18 protein-coding genes and 3 tRNA genes are annotated in these 20,256 nt (G+C 44.3%); 5 read left to right on the top strand and 16 right to left on the bottom strand.

Annotation, left to right across the window (positions count from 1 at the left end):
* Positions 1 to 66 precede the first annotated feature (66 nt).
* The 9 genes from F551_RS0104185 to recJ form a co-directional block, all read right to left on the bottom strand.
* A tRNA-Arg gene (locus F551_RS0104185) sits at positions 67 to 143 on the bottom strand.
* A gap of 105 nt (positions 144 to 248) precedes the next feature.
* A complete protein-coding gene (locus F551_RS0104180; protein ID WP_026296638.1) occupies positions 249 to 554 on the bottom strand; it encodes an ETC complex I subunit in 306 nt (101 codons plus the stop codon).
* A 93-nt stretch (positions 555 to 647) separates the two neighbouring features.
* Complete coding sequence (locus F551_RS0104175; protein ID WP_018996229.1) at positions 648 to 1,337, bottom strand: sirohydrochlorin chelatase; 690 nt, start codon at positions 1,335 to 1,337, stop codon at positions 648 to 650.
* Between the two features lie 66 nt (positions 1,338 to 1,403).
* Positions 1,404 to 1,480, bottom strand: a tRNA-Pro gene (locus tag F551_RS0104170).
* A 184-nt stretch (positions 1,481 to 1,664) separates the two neighbouring features.
* Positions 1,665 to 2,162: a DUF192 domain-containing protein gene (locus tag F551_RS0104165; protein ID WP_018996228.1), complete on the bottom strand. Its 498-nt coding sequence runs from the start codon at positions 2,160 to 2,162 to the stop codon at positions 1,665 to 1,667.
* Between the two features lie 117 nt (positions 2,163 to 2,279).
* Positions 2,280 to 2,780, bottom strand: coding sequence for a cold-shock protein (locus F551_RS0104160; protein WP_018996227.1), 501 nt, complete (start codon positions 2,778 to 2,780; stop codon positions 2,280 to 2,282).
* A 535-nt stretch (positions 2,781 to 3,315) separates the two neighbouring features.
* Entirely contained in the window at positions 3,316 to 4,086 is a 771-nt protein-coding gene (locus tag F551_RS0104155; protein ID WP_018996226.1) for a hypothetical protein, read from the bottom strand.
* A 446-nt stretch (positions 4,087 to 4,532) separates the two neighbouring features.
* Positions 4,533 to 4,607 (bottom strand) — tRNA-Glu (locus F551_RS0104150).
* 60 nt (positions 4,608 to 4,667) lie between these two features.
* The gene (gene recJ, locus F551_RS0104145; protein WP_018996225.1) at positions 4,668 to 6,497 is read right to left on the bottom strand and encodes a single-stranded-DNA-specific exonuclease RecJ; all 1,830 of its coding nucleotides are present in this window, start codon (positions 6,495 to 6,497) and stop codon (positions 4,668 to 4,670) included.
* Positions 6,498 to 6,637: 140 nt separating this feature from the next.
* Here recJ and F551_RS16195 point away from each other — a divergent pair, with 140 nt between their 5' ends.
* Entirely contained in the window at positions 6,638 to 6,934 is a 297-nt protein-coding gene (locus F551_RS16195) for a DUF6958 family protein (protein WP_018996224.1), read from the top strand.
* Between the two features lie 53 nt (positions 6,935 to 6,987).
* On the opposite strand, the gene glpX is transcribed toward F551_RS16195, so the two are convergent.
* The 4 genes from glpX to F551_RS0104120 all read right to left on the bottom strand — a co-directional run bounded on the left by glpX (position 6,988) and on the right by F551_RS0104120 (position 10,978).
* Positions 6,988 to 7,941, bottom strand: coding sequence for a class II fructose-bisphosphatase (glpX, locus tag F551_RS0104135; protein ID WP_018996223.1), 954 nt, complete (start codon positions 7,939 to 7,941; stop codon positions 6,988 to 6,990).
* A gap of 53 nt (positions 7,942 to 7,994) precedes the next feature.
* Positions 7,995 to 9,284 (bottom strand): homoserine dehydrogenase, encoded by a 1,290-nt coding sequence (locus F551_RS0104130; RefSeq protein ID WP_018996222.1) that lies wholly within the window; start codon positions 9,282 to 9,284, stop codon positions 7,995 to 7,997.
* A gap of 5 nt (positions 9,285 to 9,289) precedes the next feature.
* Positions 9,290 to 10,501, bottom strand: a complete 1,212-nt coding sequence (locus F551_RS0104125) for an LL-diaminopimelate aminotransferase (RefSeq protein ID WP_018996221.1) — start codon at positions 10,499 to 10,501, stop codon at positions 9,290 to 9,292.
* Between the two features lie 117 nt (positions 10,502 to 10,618).
* Positions 10,619 to 10,978 (bottom strand): hypothetical protein, encoded by a 360-nt coding sequence (locus F551_RS0104120; protein ID WP_018996220.1) that lies wholly within the window; start codon positions 10,976 to 10,978, stop codon positions 10,619 to 10,621.
* A gap of 74 nt (positions 10,979 to 11,052) precedes the next feature.
* Here F551_RS0104120 and F551_RS0104115 point away from each other — a divergent pair, with 74 nt between their 5' ends.
* The 4 genes from F551_RS0104115 to F551_RS0104100 all read left to right on the top strand — a co-directional run bounded on the left by F551_RS0104115 (position 11,053) and on the right by F551_RS0104100 (position 15,918).
* A complete protein-coding gene (locus F551_RS0104115; protein ID WP_018996219.1) occupies positions 11,053 to 12,864 on the top strand; it encodes a PHA/PHB synthase family protein in 1,812 nt (603 codons plus the stop codon).
* A 190-nt stretch (positions 12,865 to 13,054) separates the two neighbouring features.
* Positions 13,055 to 13,870, top strand: coding sequence for a hypothetical protein (locus tag F551_RS0104110; protein WP_018996218.1), 816 nt, complete (start codon positions 13,055 to 13,057; stop codon positions 13,868 to 13,870).
* Positions 13,863 to 14,699, top strand: coding sequence for an HAD-IIB family hydrolase (locus F551_RS0104105; protein ID WP_018996217.1), 837 nt, complete (start codon positions 13,863 to 13,865; stop codon positions 14,697 to 14,699). The genes F551_RS0104110 and F551_RS0104105 overlap by 8 nt, the downstream gene beginning before the upstream one ends.
* Positions 14,692 to 15,918, top strand: coding sequence for a glycosyltransferase family protein (locus tag F551_RS0104100; RefSeq protein ID WP_018996216.1), 1,227 nt, complete (start codon positions 14,692 to 14,694; stop codon positions 15,916 to 15,918). The genes F551_RS0104105 and F551_RS0104100 overlap by 8 nt, the downstream gene beginning before the upstream one ends.
* A 77-nt stretch (positions 15,919 to 15,995) precedes the next feature.
* Here the strand turns inward: F551_RS0104100 and F551_RS0104095 are convergent, their stop codons facing one another.
* From F551_RS0104095 to F551_RS0104085, 3 genes are all read right to left on the bottom strand, one after another.
* Positions 15,996 to 16,526, bottom strand: a complete 531-nt coding sequence (locus tag F551_RS0104095; protein ID WP_018996215.1) for a hypothetical protein — start codon at positions 16,524 to 16,526, stop codon at positions 15,996 to 15,998.
* Between the two features lie 78 nt (positions 16,527 to 16,604).
* Entirely contained in the window at positions 16,605 to 18,356 is a 1,752-nt protein-coding gene (locus F551_RS0104090; RefSeq protein ID WP_018996214.1) for a sugar phosphorylase, read from the bottom strand.
* Positions 18,357 to 18,535: 179 nt separating this feature from the next.
* On the bottom strand, positions 18,536 to 20,194 hold the full coding sequence (locus F551_RS0104085; protein WP_018996213.1) for an alpha-glucosidase family protein: 1,659 nt from the start codon (positions 20,192 to 20,194) through the stop codon (positions 18,536 to 18,538).
* Between the last annotated feature and the right edge of the window lie 62 nt (positions 20,195 to 20,256).

Below are 20,256 nucleotides of genomic sequence, written 5' to 3'. Positions count from 1 at the left end.
CGAATATAAAAAAGAGAGAATCAGAAATTCGAATGACTATCAATAATCGTGACACTGTTGGGAGAATGGCGGTCCCTGCAGGATTCGAACCTGCGACCATCCGCTTAGAAGGCGGGCGCTCTATCCAGCTGAGCTAAGGAACCTTGATTCAGAAAGTTGTCTTAGCAAAACCAATCTGAAAATGCACGTAAGAATTTCAATTATTCTAAGAATAATTTATTGTAATCAATCATATTGAGTCTGCAGACCTAATGCGTCCAAGGAAACTTTCGATCAGCAGAAAAGTTATCCGCGTAAGTTTTGATAATGCGTTTGGGTTCTTTTGAGGTCAGTACGCGAAAATCCATTTCTTCGCGTTTGGCATAAGCAACAGCATCTTCCATGCTATCAAAGCTAATTCGCACTTGCGTATCTGTGGTATCAGACCCGGTCCACCCCATTAACGGGTCAACACTCCGCTTAGGTGCTGTTTCCATTTCCAATATCCAAACATCCGATTTGGCTTTGCCAGATTGCATCGCGTTTTTTGAAGGTCTGTATATTTTAGCCAGCATGATAGCTCTCACGCTCCCTACATTAATTTGTCAGCAAATGGATGATGCATGTAGTTGGTAAAAAATTCAATGATTGAAAAATTCCATCCGCTTCTAAGGCGTAATATTCTCGATTTTTTCTTGTACCAAACCGCTTAACTCACTCATTGCACCGACAGTAAATGCTAATCTGGGCTCAACTTCTGCTTCGGCCAATGCCGTTTCCCAATCCGATCCACCATGCAGGCCATTCCCCATGAATAATCCCACGACGACCACAGGCTCCTTGATCTCTTTTAAAGCAACATCTGCATAGGGAGGCTCTTCCAAATATGAACAGCTAACTTCTGGCGCACCCAGCCCAGTCAATCTTGCCGCTAATCTTTCGTTAGCGAGACGTGAAGCAGATGATTTCTTTGAGCCATGGGCAATAAGAAGAGAATTCGACCCGTCTATTATTCTAGACAAACATTCTGCCATTTCGGGCCAATCACAAATTGGTGGTAGCAATACTGTCTGAGCCTCAGGTTTAGATAAGCTATAATCTTCTAGAACTCGTGCAATCTTACTGTAAAAATATCCGTCGGAAAAAATCATAGGCACGACAATGACATGTGATTCGTTCAGTTGATCTAATTTTTTGTCTAAATCACCTTCAACCGACAACAGTGCAAAACCGCAATGACTTGGCTTTAAAGCCCCCTGCAGAGCGCCCACCAATCGCCTAAGGTTTCCATCAGGAAGAGCACCACGCTTATCGCCATGGGCGCACAGTAAAATTGCTGTATCTGAAAAATCTCTCATTGATCTAGCCTAGCAACTTTTACAGGCTTAATCATCACATTTCATGAGTGGTATAAATTTTTAAAATGGTCGGGATGGAGAGATTCGAACTCCCGACCCTCTGGTCCCAAACCAGATGCGCTACCAGACTGCGCTACATCCCGACTATTTTAAATCAAGCTGATTTAACAGCTTAAACCGAAAACAAATATAATTCTAGTAGAACTCAATGTTGTTCGGAGGAGGTCTTTTATCGAAGTTTTCAAAGAACGAAAGACCTAATTTCAATTTTTTTGATAAAAACACAAAAAAAAAGAATTTGAGCTCAAAATCCGATTGATTTAGGGCTTATTCTACATCAGCTGCATTATTAAAAATGGCGTGACGCACAATATCACCCGGTTCAATGCCATATTTTCCAGCAGCGCCGCCATTTAGCTCTAGCACGCTCTTTACAGCCATTCCCGGCGAAATGCGACGTTCCGAATGCGGCTGTGCGTTGCGTGCAATCGCAACGACAACACCATTTTCGTCCATAAACAGCATATCCAGTGGAATGAGTGTATTCTTCATCCACATTGCTGGCTCACGCGGTGCTCCAAAATCAAATAGCATCCCCGCGTCTTCTGCCATGCTTTCACGGAACATAAGTCCCTGAGCAGTTTCTGCTGGAGAGTCAGCTATTTCAATCACAAAACTATGTTGAGCATCATCAGTGTCTATGACAAGCGCACCAGTTTCAAACTGAACTAAACTATCATCCTGTGCAATTGCAGCTGGGCCAGCAATTGTAAGAACAGATAAAGCAGCGATCGCAGAAAGTAATTTTTTCAACTCAAGCCTCATGATGAAATCAAAGAATACGGCTTCAAAAGCCTAACACTTCTACCAAATACCTGAAAACAGCGTGACGACAAGTCCTCACCTCAGTAATCATTGAAATGTATGAAGTACAAAAAGCTGTTACGGCTCTTTGCTCGCGTCAACGACATAATTCCCCTTAGGGCCTTTGCCAATTGTTACCCAAATTTTTTGCCCAGGCTCGGCCTCTTCCAGTCCTGCGCGGCGCAACGTTACCATGTGCAAGAAAATATCTTCAGCTTCACCCTCACGGTGCACAAAGCCATAGCCCTTTGTTCGGTTAAACCACTTGATCAAGACAGCTTCGCGCTCAGCATTAGTAGGTGCCACAACAACTTCGCCACCTTCTAAGGATTTAACCTCTACGACTTGATATCCACGTTCACGTTTAACAACGTCGCAGCTGATCAACATGCCTTCGACTACCATCTCGGCACCAAAGTCGCGCAGTATTGAAATGTGTAAGAGTGCCTCTTGTCCATCCAGACCATTATCCGGAATGATAAAGCCAAAACCTTTTACAGAATCAAACCATTTCACACGCCCAGAAACCGAGATTTTAGGCAAATCGCTATTTGTAGCTTCGTTTATTTCTTGCCCCATTATATCTCGTATTAACGTCCCTGCCGCCTTTAAACCTGATCTGCCAAACTATCCCTAGGACAGACATTAGAGACCAACAGCCCATCGACCTCTAAGTTAATCAAATAAGTAGTTTTCTTAATATGTCAAAGACTAAACAATTAACCAAGCCAAATTGCAAATCATTCCACACAATTTAAGTCGTTTTGTTTTTAGAAAATCTAACACGGACTGCGACAAATGTATAAATTTGAAAGTCGATCGCGTCATTTTTAAGGAAATAGCTTAATCACACCTGGCACTCCCTAGGGGTTTAAGACAAGCCCCTACTGATAGGCAATCCAGCCAAGGTGCGACAATTGAAAACTCATGTGATTCTATAGCTTTACATAATCAATAGTCGCACCTTTATGATATTGAACGCCAAGGCCTTAATTTTTACCTAGCCCTTACAACATCCTCGATCTCTAAAACCTTACTCTTTTTTTCTTCACCCCATAATATTTTTGGTTCAACGTAAATCTCAGAATATCAACTCTCGATATCATGGAAGAGTTTAAGAGGTCGATGACCGATCACTTATACCGGCCAGCGCATTCGGAACGAAACGCTCGCTAAAACCAGAAACAAAACCAACTGTCAAAAATACTAGTGGGGAGCTCCCATCTCGAAGAGGCGCTAGAATAAAACCCGATGAAACAGCAACATAAGCAAAGACCGCTGCTACCATCCCTATCGAAAGACGAGTTGCTCCAGCAAAACCATTAAGTAGCAAACCAGACTCTGGGTCCGTTTCTATATTCTTGATTCCAATGGCTACAGATAGGTATGCCCCTAAAGCACCAAAAACTATAGTTTCAATACCGGTTTTGGTTATCTGATTCAAATCGCATAGAACTAGAAGCATAATGCCGTATGCTAATAAACTGGCACACAAACCCAGAAATGCACCCAAATGATATTGAGTTCGGCCCAGCAACACGTATCGGGCTCTCAATCTCAATATGACTGAAGTGATGATTTCAGAAGATTCATCAATTTGACCGGATAAAGCCACTGAAAAACCTCGAGCTAGTTGGCGATTAATTGACTCGTTATTCCAAAGCCCATTGGGCATCAACGAATAAGCATCAGCAATCAACGGTGCTACTTGCATGTATCGTTGATGCAACACACGGTCTTCCGGCTCAAGATGATCGTCATCAATGTAGACTTTTAATCGATCCCCAGTACGGAATATAATAAATTCTTTATGGGCTGAATAGATTGCTTCAATCTCATCCCCTGATGGAGAATCATCTCCTATTTTTAGGTTTGCAAGCGACACTTTACCCCCTCCCAATCTGCTTTTAAACGAAAGTTTTGCTGGAACACATCAGTGCAGCAAGCGCAATGAAGTGATGATAATTTGAATCCATAATGTTGGATATAACTAAAATCTGCGTATGACCAACATGAACTCAAAAATCTGTATAGGAAAGCTCCCCCAATCGGTAGATTTACAATTTCGTCAATTTTTGACGATCCCCCCTTCCAAAACCTTTACGTTTCCATCCGATGCCGCATCAAAAATGGTTTTCACAGGGCGATCTCTTTTCGGTCATCTTCGACTAAATTTGGGGATCAAAAAAGAAAAAAATAAGATCTCGATGGATCCAAAGAGAATGCTAATTTTCATAAAACTGAGAGCATTTTTTGATTGTCGCACGGAAGTGCCATGCGATAGTCGCACTTTTGAAATAAAATATTGTTTTTATTTGACTTTTTCACACCTGGCACTCCCTAGGGGAATCGAACCCCTCTTTCAAGGTTGAAAACCTTGCGTCCTAACCGATAGACGAAGGGAGCGCATCGGTGTGAGGCAGCTGTATACAAATGTGCATTTTTATATGCAAGTGCTTTTTTCAATTATTTTGAAAAAAAACCATCAGACACTTCAAATTGTACTTTTCCAGCTCCTCTCCATTCATCTGCTTTCAACTTACCCGCTAAATGCATCGGTTGTCCGCCGAGAATCGCTTGCCCCAACTCGACATCAGCCGCACGAAAAGCGATCGCTCTCAGTTTACCACCATCTTCCCCTAAGATTTCAAAGCTCAAATGATCGACCCCTACTCTCCTTACATTGTGCGGCCGGACATTTGCCATGGCAAAAACAGGTTCTGGTGCGCCAGCTCCAAATGGTCCGGCTCCTTCGACTGATTGCAGCAATTCACCATCAGCAGCCGCAGGAGATAACAGTCCATCCAATTCCAAAATACGAGCTTCAGCTAATTCTGCCTGCGCATCTGCAGTCGCATCTTCTAGAAAATCACGAAACCCTGTCAGTTGCTCAGGTTTCAATGATAAGCCAGCCGCCATAGCGTGGCCACCACCCGATAGAATCACACCTTCTTTGGAGGCCGCCGCAATCAAGTTTCCCAAATTCACACCTTGAACTGATCTTCCAGACCCTTTTGCAACTGGACCAAGATCATCTCCCCAACCAATAACAACAGTGGGTTTGTGAAATTTTTCCTTTAATCGGCCAGCAACAATTCCGATCACTCCCGGATGCCAATCTTCTCCACCAACGACAATTGCGCCTGCCTCTGGTTTTTCAATCAATCTAGCTTCCGCAATTCTTGTGGCTTCATCGAGAATTTCCGCCTCGATTTCTTTACGCGCCTCATTCAAGGCCTGCAGCCTCTCAGCCAACGCCACCGCTTCTTTTCGGTCTTCTGAAGCGAGTAATTTAGACGCAATCCACGAATCTCCAATACGTCCCCCAGCATTCAATCTTGGCCCCAATAGAAAAGTTGCATGATAAACTGATTTAGGCGCTTCAACGCCTGACACCTGAGACAAAGCTTCCAGCCCGATATTATCCATGCGTTGGAGTACTTTCAGGCCCGCATTTACAAAGGCACGGTTAACACCTTTGAGAGGTGCCATATCGCACAAAGTACCAAGCGCACATAAATCCAACCAATTCATGGGATCTGGCAAGCCATTTTCGGGGGCTACACCGCGTTGACGTGCCAATCGGTTCAACCCAGCGGTTAGAACAAAAACCACACCTGCTGCAGCCAAGTGCCCGCATCCCGAATTACAATCAGGTCGATTCGGATTTACAACCGCCGCAGCAGGCGGCGGCGCACTTTGCATTAAGTGGTGATCCAGAACGACAACATCTAAACCCAAACCTTGTGCAGTTTCCAATGCCTCTACTGCCGCCGCGCCACAATCCACCGTCATGATCAGTTCAGCGCCTTGGTCTTTTAGCGTTTCAAACGCCAAGTCTGAAGGACCATACCCCTCTGTTAGACGATCGGGCACATATAGAATCAATTCCTGCCCCCAAGCTCTAAAATACTTCGTCAGAATCGCAGCTGATGTCCCTCCATCCACGTCGTAATCTGCCAAAACCGCGCACTTTCGACCACTAGTCAGCGCATCCAATATAACTTCACAGGCAGCGTCCATATCCACGAAACTAGATGGATCGGGAAACAATGCCTTCAGCGTTGGTGCAAAAAAAGTTTCTGCCTCATCTGGAGTGACACCACGGCCGGCCAACAACCTTCCAATTAAGTCTGGTTTTGAGAGCATTCTGGAAAGCTGTGTTGCCCGTTCATCATCTACCGGACGCATACGCCATTTACGTCCTGTCAGCGAATTCTCTACATCCAGAAACGCTGGGCCTGTATCTGCAATCGATAATTCGTCAGCTGGATCAATAAATGGAGAACGGGACATATAAATAACACCTTGAGCATGATGGATATTCCATCAATTATCTTCTTCGTTGCAGTGTTAACTCTGTTCTGAACCTGAAAGCAATGAATTGAGCGAGAGCGCTCGTTTTGTAATTCAAGTTTTTCAGGTTAAATTTTCACATGGAAGAGAAAAAGACAGACTGCAGAACTCCAAACCAAGGAAGAATAGGCGTCACGCGTATTTCAAGCTGGAAATACGATCTCGTTAGGACAGCAATTTTAAGGGCAGTCGGCGAAGAAGGTATACTGTTCAAAGATTTGAAACAGACTGTTCGTCAAAATATGACCATGCACGATTTAGAGAAACTTGGTTCATTATCTTGGCACATGACAACTGTGAAATTGAATATGGAAGCTGAAGGTGAACTCTCACGTTCAAAACAACAGGGTCTTCAATTTATCAAGCGGGCTCAATAAAAAAGGCGACTCCAAATTTGGAATCGCCTCTTAAAATTAATTTTCGTAGACGCTTAGCCTGGGTAAGTCGACTTAACCGTACGTACAACACCATCAAATGAAGACATCACAAGTGAGTCTGTGTAGATCTTACCGTTTTGACGTTTTACACCTTCAAGAAGACCACCAGTTGTTACACCTGTTGCAGCAAACACTGCATCTTGTGAACAAAGTTCGTGTAGGTCATATTTCTTGTCTAGGTCTGTAATACCAATACGAGTTGCGCGACCACGCTCATCGTCATTGCGGAATGTCAAACGGCCCTGCATCTGTCCACCAACACATTTAAGCGCAGCAGCAGCCAGCACACCTTCTGGAGCACCACCAGAACCAATATACATGTCGATGCCTGTATCTGGGTTTGTTGTGTTGATAATACCTGCAACATCACCATCAGAGATCAATGAAATACGAATACCTAGCGAACGTAGGTCTTCGATAATTTTAGCGTGACGTGGACGATCAAGAACACATACATTCAATTGACCAACTTCAACACCTTTGGCTGCAGCAACAGCTTTAGCATTTTCAATCGTTGATTTATCTAGATCGATAACGCCTGCAGGGTAGCCAGGACCGACAGCGATTTTGTCCATGTATACGTCTGGAGCGTGCAGCAAACCACCGCGTGGAGCAATAGCAAGGACCGCCAAAGCATTAGGCATGGCTTTAGCAGTTAAAGTTGTACCTTCTAGCGGGTCTAGCGCGATATCAATCTGCGTACCTTCGCCAGTTCCAACTTCTTCACCAATGTAAAGCATTGGTGCTTCATCACGTTCACCTTCACCGATAACGATGCGGCCCTGCATGACAACTTCGTTTAAGGCTGTACGCATTGCATCAACGGCTGCTTGGTCTGCAGCTTTTTCATCACCACGACCAACCATTGTTTCAGATGCAACCGCCGCTCTCTCGGTTACACGAACCATCGCATCAGCAAATGTCGGATTCAAAGCATTAGAAGTCATTATTGTCCCATTCTCATATAATAATTCTTTGATTTCGCCTTATTATGCGAAACTCATGCCTCAACTCTTAACACACGCGGTTTATCTACGCACGCATCAAGTTTTTCAATCATCGAAGCAGCAGCCTCAGCAGCTTTGCGTGTACACGGATGCGTCATAATTGCAATCGGTGCAGCTGCTTCTCCAGCACTTGAATCTTGGTGCATTTGATCAACAGAAACTTCACACAGCGCAAACGCTTTTGACAATTCTGCCAATGCACCCGATTTATCTGACAACTTCGTGCGGATAAACCAAACACTTTGAGTGTTTTCCCCTGATGATTGAATCATTTCCGCATTCAATTCAGAAACTGATGTTCCAAATGGAGGTGTTGCAGGACCTTGAAAAATTCTTGTTATGTCGCCCATTACCGCGGAAGCAGTTGGCCCTTCACCTGCTCCAGGGCCAGCCATTGTAACACTTCCCACTGGATCACCCTCAACCATAATAGCATTGGTCGGTCCAGAAATCTGCGCCAAGGGGTGATCAACCTTAAACAGAGCTGGAGCTACTGAGCAACGTACACCACTCTCGCTTTTTGTAGACTCAGTAACCAGACGGATACGGTACCCCATTTTGTCTGCAAACTTGATATCAAGCCCATCAATCTGATCCACACCTGAAACACGGACTTTAGAAAAATCTGGTTTGGCCCCAAAAGCAATCACTGAGAGAATGAGAGCTTTGTGAGCAGCATCCATTCCGGACACATCAAGATATGGATCTGCTTCGGCATATCCCAATTTTTGAGCGTCAGCCAATACTGGAGTATATTCCTGCCCAGTCGCAAGCATTTCTGTCAGAATGTAGTTACACGTCCCGTTCAGTATCCCTGAAACACGCTGCACATCCACACTAGACAAACTATCACGCAATACACGGACAATCGGCACACCACCAGCAACCGCAGCATCAAATAAGAGATGCACATTGTTCTCTTCCGCCAATTCAGCAAGCAATGCTCCGTGCTCAGCAATCACAGCTTTATTAGCTGTTACGACATGCTTTCCGGCTCTCAACGCGGCTTCAATTGATGCGCGTGCAGGACCATCCGATCCACCGATCAATTCCACGAAAACATCAACATCATCTGATGTCGCCAGCTTTACCGGGTCATCTTCCCACCCATAACCAGACACATCAATTCCGCGATCACGCGTTTTGCTACGCGCTGACACTGCCGAAATTTCAAGATTTCCTGCCAATCGTAATTCCTGTTGGCCTTGAACAAGTTTCACAAGTCCAACACCAACATTTCCCAGCCCAGCAATACCGAGGCGAAGAGTCTTTTTCTCTGTCATTTTACTTACTCCCCAGCTGTGATGACTGGTTCTGAATTATCTGGTCCAGCTTCAATGAAGCGGCGAATATTTCTTGCTGCTTGCCTAATACGTTGCTCATTCTCAACTAAAGCAATACGCACATGACCGTCACCATACTCGCCAAAACCGGCTCCTGGTGCTACCGCGACATGGGCTTGCTCAATCAAGCGCAATGAAAAGTCTAAGGACCCAAGGTGCTTAAACTCTTCGGGGATAGGCACCCAAGCAAACATTGAAGCTCGTGGAGATGGAACTTCCCACCCTGCGCGCGTGAAGCTTTCAATCAACACATCACGACGTGAGCGGTAAATCTCCCGCATCTCCACAACACAGTCTTGTGGGCCGTTCAATGCGGCAGCTGCCGCGACCTGAACCGGTGTAAACGCCCCATAATCCAAATAAGATTTAACACGAGCTAGCGCGGCAACGAGACGCTCATTCCCCGCAGCAAATCCCATTCTCCAACCTGCCATAGCATAAGTTTTCGACAAAGAAGTCGTCTCAATGGCAATGTCCATCGCGCCATCAACTTGAAGAACGGATGGCGGCGGATCATCGAAATAAATCTCTGTATAAGCGAGGTCAGATAAAATCCAAATCTCATGCTTTTTGGCTATACGCACAGCTTCTTTATAGAAATCCAAATCAGCTACTTGCGCCGTAGGATTTGCTGGATAACACAAAACCATCGCAGTCGGTTTTGGAACAGAATGACGAATTGCCTTATCCATTCCTGCTAAATATTCTTCAGGCGTTTCAGCTTTGATATGCCGCATTGAAGCACCGGCAATCAAAAAACCAAATGTATGCAATGGATAAGACGGGTTCGGCGCAATAATCACATCACCAGGCGCAGAAATCGCCTGAGCAAGATTAGCGAACCCTTCTTTAGACCCAAGCGTTGCAACAACCTGTTTATTTGCATCCAGCTTCACGCCAAAACGGCGATCATAATAAGCTGCTGCGGCTTTTCTTAGTCCAGGAATCCCCCTTGAAGCCGAATAACGATTCGTTTTTGGCTTGTAAGCGGTCTCACAAAGTTTATCGATTATATGTTTTGGCGTTGGAAGATCAGGATTTCCCATACCAAGATCAATAATGTCCGCGCCCGCCGCTCGTAGCTCGGCCGCTTTACGGTTGACCTGCTCGAATACGTAAGGGGGAAGACGTCTGATCTTGTGAAATTCCAACTTCATTTCAACACCAATAATAATACCTTTCTTGGGCTCCGCAGGATTGCGGAAGCGTTAACCTAGAGCCTCATAGACTCTAGCTTCATACATTGCACGTAAAATATGACAGTCTGCGCAATTTTAGTCTTCAAGAAGGCCTTTTTCGATCTCTTCGCGCTTTTTTTGTGCCCATTCGCTCGGATTTTCTAATCCATCTTCCTCGGGCGTCTTTGCTTTGGGGTCAACTTTCAGAGCTTCCAATTGGGCGTCGATATCGGCTTCACCATCAAGAATTTCTTGCGGAATTGGACCACGAGGCGATTCGGTTGGAATACTAGAAAACTCTGGATATCCGCGCCCCAAAACTTCTTCTTTTTTCTGCTCATACCAATTGGGAGCATTTTCTTCGGCCTGTTCTACACGTGTTTCAACACCAGATGCACAAGATGCGACCAAAACAGGGATTGCCAACACGCTCGCAATTCGACAAAATTTGAACATATGTAGACCCCTAACCTCAAGCCATTCTTATAAATCTGAATGCAATTGAAATACGTACCGAAAGTCTGATTAGCGTGACCAAGGCATATGATAAAGCTCAAAACCCAGATTTTTCTAAATCTGACTCAAATTCGGACTTGAAAGAACGTCTAACTCTGCTTGCAACTGAGTTTCACAAACTACTCACTCAGATAACATATGAAGAAGGCCCTGCAGCAACAAGCCCTGTCCATATTGCGCTGGCAATGGAAGCCCTTCAACGCGGCCTCGGCAATGAAGGAAAAAAATATGTTGAAGCACAACAAGAATTAGCCAAACGGCTAGCAAATGTTGCCAGCATGACTTTGCAACCAGAAAATCAAGAAGATCAAACCCCAAATGATGGTCGCCTCACCAATCCACGGTTCGAAAACGAATTATGGCGCAAATACCCCCTGTTCGATTTTATCAGCCAATCATACATGGTCCTGTATGAATGGATTAGGGATTTGGTTCTGGAAGCTGAAAACTTGTCTGATCTGGAACAAAAAGAAGTCCAACACCATCTTCATCAATTTATGTCGTTGATTTCACCTGCGAACAATTTTTTCACAAATCCGGTCGCAATACAAAAGTTCGTCGACACCGAAGGTGCATCTCTTCAGGCTGGTCTAGAAAACCTTCAACGCGACTATGATGCAGATTTCCATCATCTCAATATTTCTCAATGCGATACTTCTGCTTTTGAAATTGGAAAAAACGTTGCGACTACTGAAGGACAGGTAATCTTTAAAAACGAATTGATTGAATTGATCCGTTTCAATCCAACTCAAGAAGAAGTTTATGAGCGACCGCTTCTGATATTCCCACCATGGATCAACAAATATTATGTTTTGGACTTACAGGAAAAAAACTCTCTCGTTGCCTGGCTCAGGGATCAAGGTTTCACGGTTTACATCATCTCTTGGCGCAGCGCAGACGACATCACGCGTGATCTAGACTGGGATAATTACGCTGCTTTGGGCGGACTTGCAGCGATTGATCAAGTCTTCAAAATCCACAACCAACCGATCAATATTGCTGGGTACTGCATTGGTGGAACCATGCTATCCACTCTCGCCGGTTTCCTTGCCAAGAAAAAAGACCAGCGCGTAAATAGTCTTACCTTCATGGCTGCCCAAACAGACTTTTCAGACGCTGGAATGCTGCAAGCCCTAATCAATGAAAAAACGTTTTCAGAAACTGCTGCTGCGATAGTTAAAAACCGTGGCATCATGCCCGGCGAATTAATGGCAGACGGGTTTAATGCTTTGCGGCCGCAAAGGCTCGTTTGGCAATTTGTTGAAGACAATTATTTGTTAGGCAAAAAAGCTAGACCGTTTGACCTACTTTATTGGAATAGCGATCAAACAAACATCCCTGGACCTTTGCATCTTGGATACCTTCAAAACTTCTATGTTGAAAACCAACTTGCAAAAGGTGAATTCTATCTGTTTGACGAGAAAATTAGCTTAAAAGACATCCAATGGCCAGTGTTCATTCATGCCGCTGAAGCAGACCACATATCGCCGTTTGAGTCAGTCTATCGCGGGCGGCACCTATTTGGCGGTCATACAAAGTTTATTATGGCTGAGGCTGGACACATTGCGGGGGTAGTTAACCCGCCACGCAACAACAAATATGGCCACTGGAGCGCGGGCGACCCCAATCTTCAAACGGGTGCGGAATGGAAAGAATCAGCGACATATAAAAAGCAAAGCTGGTGGCCTGCACTTGCAGAATGGCTGAGTGATAAATCAGGCAATAAAACCATGCCACCGGGACTTTTAGAGAATGCTACCCACGCGCCAGGAAGTTATGTAAAAGTAACGTTGGATGACTTACACAGTCAGAGACGCAAACAATAAAATTGGAGTTTTTTCTTCTTAGCGCAAGAAAATTGGTTCTCGCCCACAATCAACCCACGCCCAATTTTTATGCAAAAATATCGCCCAAAAATTAGGCAGACATCACTCCAATACCATAGTTTTACTTGATAAACTCAACCTAACCTAGCTTCATAGCATCAGTTGAACTGTTCATTGGGAGCTCTAGCATATGTCAGATATTGATATCCATTTCACAAATTGGATCACCAATATCATTAATACATCTGACGACATTCCATTGATTTTCGTATCGGGCGCACAGGGCATCGGGAAGTCCACAGCGATGAACGCCATATGTAAGGCTTTTGATAATCAAATAGCCATTTTAGGTATCGATGAGTTTTATCTGACAAAAAAAGAGAGAATGTCTTTAGCGCAAAAAGTCTCTCCTCTATTTGAGACTCGCGGCCCGCCAGGAACTCATGATCTTGACCTACTCAATACAACAATCACGGCACTGCGGTCAGCAACAGAAAGCTCAATAATCACAATCCCAGTTTTCGACAAAAAGATTGATGACCGCGTGCATCCCGACGAGTTCAGGACATTCTCAGGAAGCCCTAAAGCAATCATTGTAGAAGGGTGGTTGGTTGGCGCAAGCGCTGAAATGACAAACTCACCCCTCCCTCCTATTAATGATGTAGAACGCCTACCGCACGCGAAAGAATGGCAAAATTATCAAGAAGAGCAACTCGCTGGTCCTTACAAATTATTATGGGATCTTTCGCCTCATTTCTTTCATTTAAATGCTCCAAGCTTTGAAACCGTTCTTCAATGGAGAATTGAACAAGAGGAAACAACCTTAGGCCTAGCAAAAGGTACGCTCCATGACGAAAAGCGCGATTGGGTGAAAAACTTCATTCAATATTATGAACGCCTAACAAAACGCATGCTTAACGGGCAAAAAAAGACTGGGGCACAGCTTTTTGTTGATGAAAACCGTGCTGTCTTAAAATTTGAGGACAGGACTATTGCCAATGACTAGCGCTATCGTTTTCACCGATTTAGATGGCACCCTTCTCGATCACTCTTCCTATTCTTATGAAGAAGCCCTTCCCGCGCTGGACGCACTTAAACAACTCAACATTCCACTCATCCTTGCCAGCTCAAAGACGGCTGCAGAACTTCTGTCATTGCGATCAGAACTTGGATTCGAAAATTGTCCAGCCATCGTCGAAAATGGCGCAGGAGTTCTTTCGGCTAGTAGCCAAAAAGCATCTGACATTGGAGCTGATGATTACAATCGCCTCATTAGCATTATATCCAGCGCTCCCTCCTCATTGAGATGTCACTACAATGGATTTAATGATTGGACGATCGATCAAATCTCCCAGATTACAAACCTCTCCAAAGACCAAGCAATATTAGCTTCACAAAGACAGTTTTCCGAACCAGGACTGTGGACGGGAGAAGAGACAGCCAAGCAGGATTTCATCTATTATTTGACTGAGCATGGCGTCCACACCCGGTACGGTGGACGCTTCATGACGCTTTCCTTTGGAGCAACAAAAGGCCAACGCGTTTCCGAAATAACCAAACAGTTTGGTTCACAAACGAAGACACTATCACTTGGCGATGCTCCAAATGATATTGAAATGCTCGAAAACACTGATTTTGGCGTCATCATCAACAACCATCATGGAAACGACATCCCACCTTTAGCAGGTGAAGCTACCAATCGGATTTCTAGGACAACCAAACAAGGTCCTGCTGGTTGGAATGACGCAGTATTAAATTTTATATCCTCCCAACTTGGCTTCACACCCCAAAGCCGCCCCTCACAAAACAACAAAAGCGAGAAAGACATTGGCTGATTTTCATCAAAATGGACACGTCGCAACATTACATGACCTACGCATTGTAAAACCCGAAACAATGGAACGCGAACTGGAGCAATTCTCACAGTCTCGCAAAATCACTCTTATCCTGCCCTCGCTCTATTCGGAACTCAAAGGCGATGCGCTCAGCAATATTCTCGATGAGCTTAGCACAGCGAAATTCATCAATAAAATTGTCATCGGATTGGACCGTGCCAACGAAGCAGAATACAGACACGCGAAAGAGTTTTTCTCTCGTTTACCGCAAGATCACGTAGTTCTCTGGAATGATGGACCACGCCTAAAAGACATCGACATCCGCCTCGCTGAAATGGGTTTATCTCCGATAGAGCCAGGCAAGGGACGAAATGTTTGGTTTTGTATGGGATACACTTTGGCTTGCGGAGACAGTGATATAATCGCGCTACACGATTGCGATATTGTGACCTATAAAAAAGATATGCTCGTGAAACTACTTTATCCAGTCGCGAACCCAAGCTTCTCATATCTTCTATCCAAAGGTTTCTATCCAAGAATAGCTGATGGAAAATTCAATGGGCGTGTCAGCCGCCTCCTCGTTACTCCTATTTTGATGGCACTTACCAAAGTTATAGGCGAACGAGATTACCTCAACTATTTATCCGCATTTCGGTATCCGCTAGCAGGTGAGTTTGCGATGCGAACATCTATTCTCCACGATATGCGTATCCCTTCGGATTGGGGATTGGAAATAGGTGTTCTTTCTGAAGCTTGGCGTAACCTCAGCCCCAAAACAACGTGTCAGGTCGAAATTTCAGATGCGTATGACCACAAACATCAGCCTTTATCCGAGCAAGACGCCTCCACCGGCCTTTCGCGAATGTCTATCGATATCTGCAAAGCGCTATATAGAAAACTCGCTGCTGACGGCACCGTTTTCAACATGGAAACCTTTCGGTCTTTGAAAGCCACATATTATCGCATCGCGTTAGATCTCATCGAGAGCTACTATAATGACGCTTTAATGAACGGTCTGCACGTGGATCGTCACGCCGCCGAAAAATCAGTAGAATTGTTTGCTTCAAATATTATGGAAGCCGGTGAAGTTTTCTTAGAAAACCCAATGGAGACACCATTTATTCCAAATTGGAGCCGCGTACATGCCGCAGACCAAGACCTTATGCGGGTTATGTCTGACGCAATCGTATTGGACAATGAGGAGTTTGGCGCAAGTTAACCACCAAAGTCATCTGCAGGGAGAGGTCCATCCCCCCTCTCCCAAGCGCATGTTTTCAAAAGAAAATTAACCCCGACCTATTGTAAAGATATTCCTCTGAAGAATATTGTTTCTCGAATTTTGTACCCGGACACTTCAACCTGAAGGCCAAAACTATCTGCACTATCAAGTTCGTTTACATAAACGACATATTGTTTGGTTTCATTTTTCGCCAATGGAATATGAAGAGTATTGCTGCCAAAAGTTCTGTATCCGGCAACTGTGTGTGAGATTTGCCGTGATTGATACCAATCATTATTTGATGATTGCACCTTCACTTCATCTAAACTCACTGTTGTAGCATTTTCGTCATTTTCAATAATGATGAAACAGGACATGCTTTCAGCAACAAATTCACAGCCTTGCAATGTGAAACTAACACCCGCAATACGTTTAGATTCACCAACGTACGTGAAAGGCATAGAAGTGGAGCCTATACTTTCCACCTTTGTTTCCAACTTTAAAACACGTTGTTTCAAACCATTAATTTCATCATCAAGATCATTTTCTGCATAGGCTGAAAATGTAAAAGCCGCTGCGCAGATCATACTAAAGGCAATTGGTTTCATTGCGTCCTCCCCAAATACATTAGGTTTCAGGTATACCTTAGCGTTACAAAAAATCAATAATCTACTTAAAATTGATTTTTATTCACTTCTATTCGTAATCCAACGACATTGATATGGGGCGAAAGATATGTCGCTCATATGTTCGTTGATTTTTTCGCCGGAAAGTAAATCATACCAATCATGGCCACCGATCAAATTGATTGAAACAGCCGGAATGTGCAGCTCTTCATTAGAGACATTATGGAGTGCAAATATAGATTGTGCGCGATCATAACTTTGGCGCCAAAAACCAAAAATTTTGTCGCCTAATTGCATAGTGAATTGCGTCGCATTGGGGTGGAATGCTTCCTGCTTGCGACGTATCTGTATGCGTTCTTTCATTGCAGTTAACACGCGCGCATGCATGCTGTTTTCATCATCCAACAATTCTATAAGTTCAGGATAATTCCAACGCTTTCGATTGATAGCTCGATTTACACCCGTTTTCTCAACGCCGGCCATATGATTGTTCGTACCGATGAGGGAGTGAATGTAAAATGCTGGTATTCCTTCCAATGCCATCACGATAGATTGACTACATAAAAAGCGTTCCAGTTGATATTCATCCTCGCCTTTCAACGTCCCCTTTAGAGCATCAAAAAACGTGACATTCAGCTCATAAGGTTTTTGCCCGCCATCAGGTGTAGATCGCATGGACACCAAACCGCCAAAAGACTTGACCGTTTCGATGACGTCATCAATCTCTTCTTCATCCAGAAGACCTTCAGCTGGACGCATTCCTATACCATCATGCGACGCTGAGAAGTTCAAATAAGCACACCCCATTTGCGCTGGTGGCATCGCCATTTGCCACTGATTTAAGTGCTTAGAAGATCCGCTCAACAAGGCCTGTAATATCAAGGGAGGCAATGAGAAATTATAGACAGCATGTGCTTCATTTCGGTTCCCAAAGTACGATAGGTTTTCCGTATTGGGCACATTCGTTTCTGTCAAAAGGATGACATCTTCCTCTGCAAAATCGAGCAATAATCGCATCAATTGCACAATAGCGTGTGTCTCTGGAAGATGAATACAATTTGTACCGATTTCCTTCCAAATAAATGCGACAGCATCAAGTCGAATAATACGTATCCCATTATCGACATGCAGACGCATAATCCGCAAAAACTCCAGCAAAACCTCTGGATTGGTGAAATCCACGTCCACTTGATCATGACTAAATGTGCACCAAACATGCTTTGTGCCAGTCGGAGTCTCTACTTCACGCAGCAAATCATTTGTACGCGGTCTCACTACTTGGCTGAGATCATCATCCGGGCGCGCCTCAAAGAAGAATTTGTCATAGGGTTCATGCCCTTGCCGGTAGTCATTGAACCATTTGCTCTGACTGGACACGTGATTCAACACCAAATCTGACATCAATTTAAAACGGTCGCCAATTCGATTGATGTCTTCCCAGCTTCCTAATTCACTATTTACAGCGCGATAATCCGTCACCGCAAAACCATCATCAGAGGTGAATGGAAAAAACGGTAAAATATGAACGCCGGTGATTGCCTCTCCCAAATAGCGTTTTAGAAAATCTTGAAGAAGGTCTAAGGGTTTGTGTTTTCCATCTTTTATGGAATTTCCATATGTGATGATGACTGCGTCATCTTCGGACCAAAGCCCTACATTGCTTGGTTGACGTTGCTCATCACGAACATCATCAATATTGCCCCAATACGCTCCTATAATTTGTTGGCATAAGTCATCACAATCAGCATTAGGATAGATAAAACCAACCAACTCTTTAAGCTTGGTTTCAAAGGCGACTGGAATATCCAGCATGGAGCACTCCCAAATATACTGTTCTATATAATCGTAATGTGCACCAAGAGCATGGGTGCTTCAATCGGGTCAGCACAATTGCATGCCTTTTACGCTGCATTGCCTAAAGATTGTTCTGGAATGACTACAAATTAGCAAAAGAAAAAGCAGGCTATTTCTAACCTGCTTCAACATTTCATCTATTTTTCCAGCTTTGCCCAGAAAGCTGAATAACCAGGTAAGTCATGTGGTACTTCCCATCCATCGCTCATACCATCATGGCTGAATACGACTTTCCATCCTTTACCCAAATGATGATTCCAATGAGAATGCTTGTCGCTAAAGTTAAACACACACAGATAATGCTCATCTTCATAACGACGCATATAGGCCAACACGCTGGAATTATGTGTATCCAAAAATGTCATTGAACCACGTGTTAATGCATCACTTTTTCGACGCACACCCATAGCGGCACGCGTAAAGGATAGCATGCATGGTGAACACCCATCTTGTGTATCCACAGCTAGTGCTGCTTGTTTGGCATCAACAGGTAGCCAAGGCGTGCCCGTAGTAAAGCCAGCATTAGGAGCATCCTTAACCCAAGGCATAGGCACACGAGCACCATCACGCCCAAGTGTACGTGGCCAGTTGGCAATCGCTTCGGGGTCTTTCAAATGCTCAAATGGCACTTCACCCTGTGGCAATCCCAGTTCTTCACCTTGATAAATAAACGCATTTCCGCGCAAGGACAGCAATACCATCATGTAATTGCGCGCAGCGTTCCAACGTTTCTCAGGACTTGCCCAACGGCTGACAGCACGAGGTGCATCATGGTTTTCAAAAGCCCATGAAGGCCAGCCTTCATTTTTTTCACCAGTCCAATTTCCAAGCGTACCTCGAACTTTATCAGCTGAGATAGGCGGACCATCAAGAAAATCAAAGCTGTAAGCTGAGTTCAAGCGCTCGTTTCCATACGTGTAGTCACGCATTTCGTGCAGAGCTTCATCACCGCCAATTTCCGCCACTGTAAAGATTTCACCATACTTATTCAGCTCACTACGGATCCGTTCCATGAATAAAGGAATTTCAGGTTGTGACTGATTGTGAATTCGTTTTTGCATATCAAAAGGACGCGTCACATCCGCAAAATTTTTGTTCGACGGCGGATTATCTGTCATCGCTCGGTTATGCATGGCGAAATTTATCGCATCCATGCGGAAACCATCCACACCACGATCCATCCAAAAACGCATCACTTCAATAATTGCTTTTTGAACATCTGGATTATGCACATTAAGCTGCGGCTGCTGCTTCAAGAAATTATGCATATAGTATTGTTGGCGGCGCGCATCCCACTCCCACGCAGGCCCTCCAAACACAGATTGCCAATTATTTGGTGGTGTGCCATCCACTTTGGGGTCTGCCCAAACATACCAATCAGATTTCTCATTAGTCTTGCTTTGGCGGCTTTCTTCAAACCATGCATGCTCATCGGAAGTATGCGCATACACCTGATCTATAATGATTTTCAGACCGAGGTTATGGGCTTCCTCAACAAGGTCATCAAAATCTTCAATCGTTCCAAAATCAGGATCAATCTCGCGATAATCTGAAATATCGTATCCAAAATCAGCCTGAGGTGATTTAAAGAAAGGTGATAACCAAATTGCATCCACTCCGAGTGATGCTATGTAATCGAGTTTTTCGATTACACCGCGCAAATCACCAATCCCATCCCCATTGGAATCATAATAACTTCTTGGATAGATGTGATAAATTACAGCACCTTTCCACCAAGGTGCTTCATTCAATTCCGCTTTTCCAAGCTTCAATTCAGATGGTGTCACAATATTCATGTTCAAAAGTTCTATAGTTGGTCCGAAGTGATATTTTCTTGTTGTTCAGGCAGTTTCCGTGC

It is taken from the genome of Hirschia maritima DSM 19733 (assembly GCF_000378345.1).
In the GTDB taxonomy this organism is placed as follows: domain Bacteria; phylum Pseudomonadota; class Alphaproteobacteria; order Caulobacterales; family Hyphomonadaceae; genus Hirschia; species Hirschia maritima.
The sequence above is the reverse complement of the archived record's forward strand: the minus strand, read 5'-3'. Positions and strand labels throughout refer to the sequence as shown.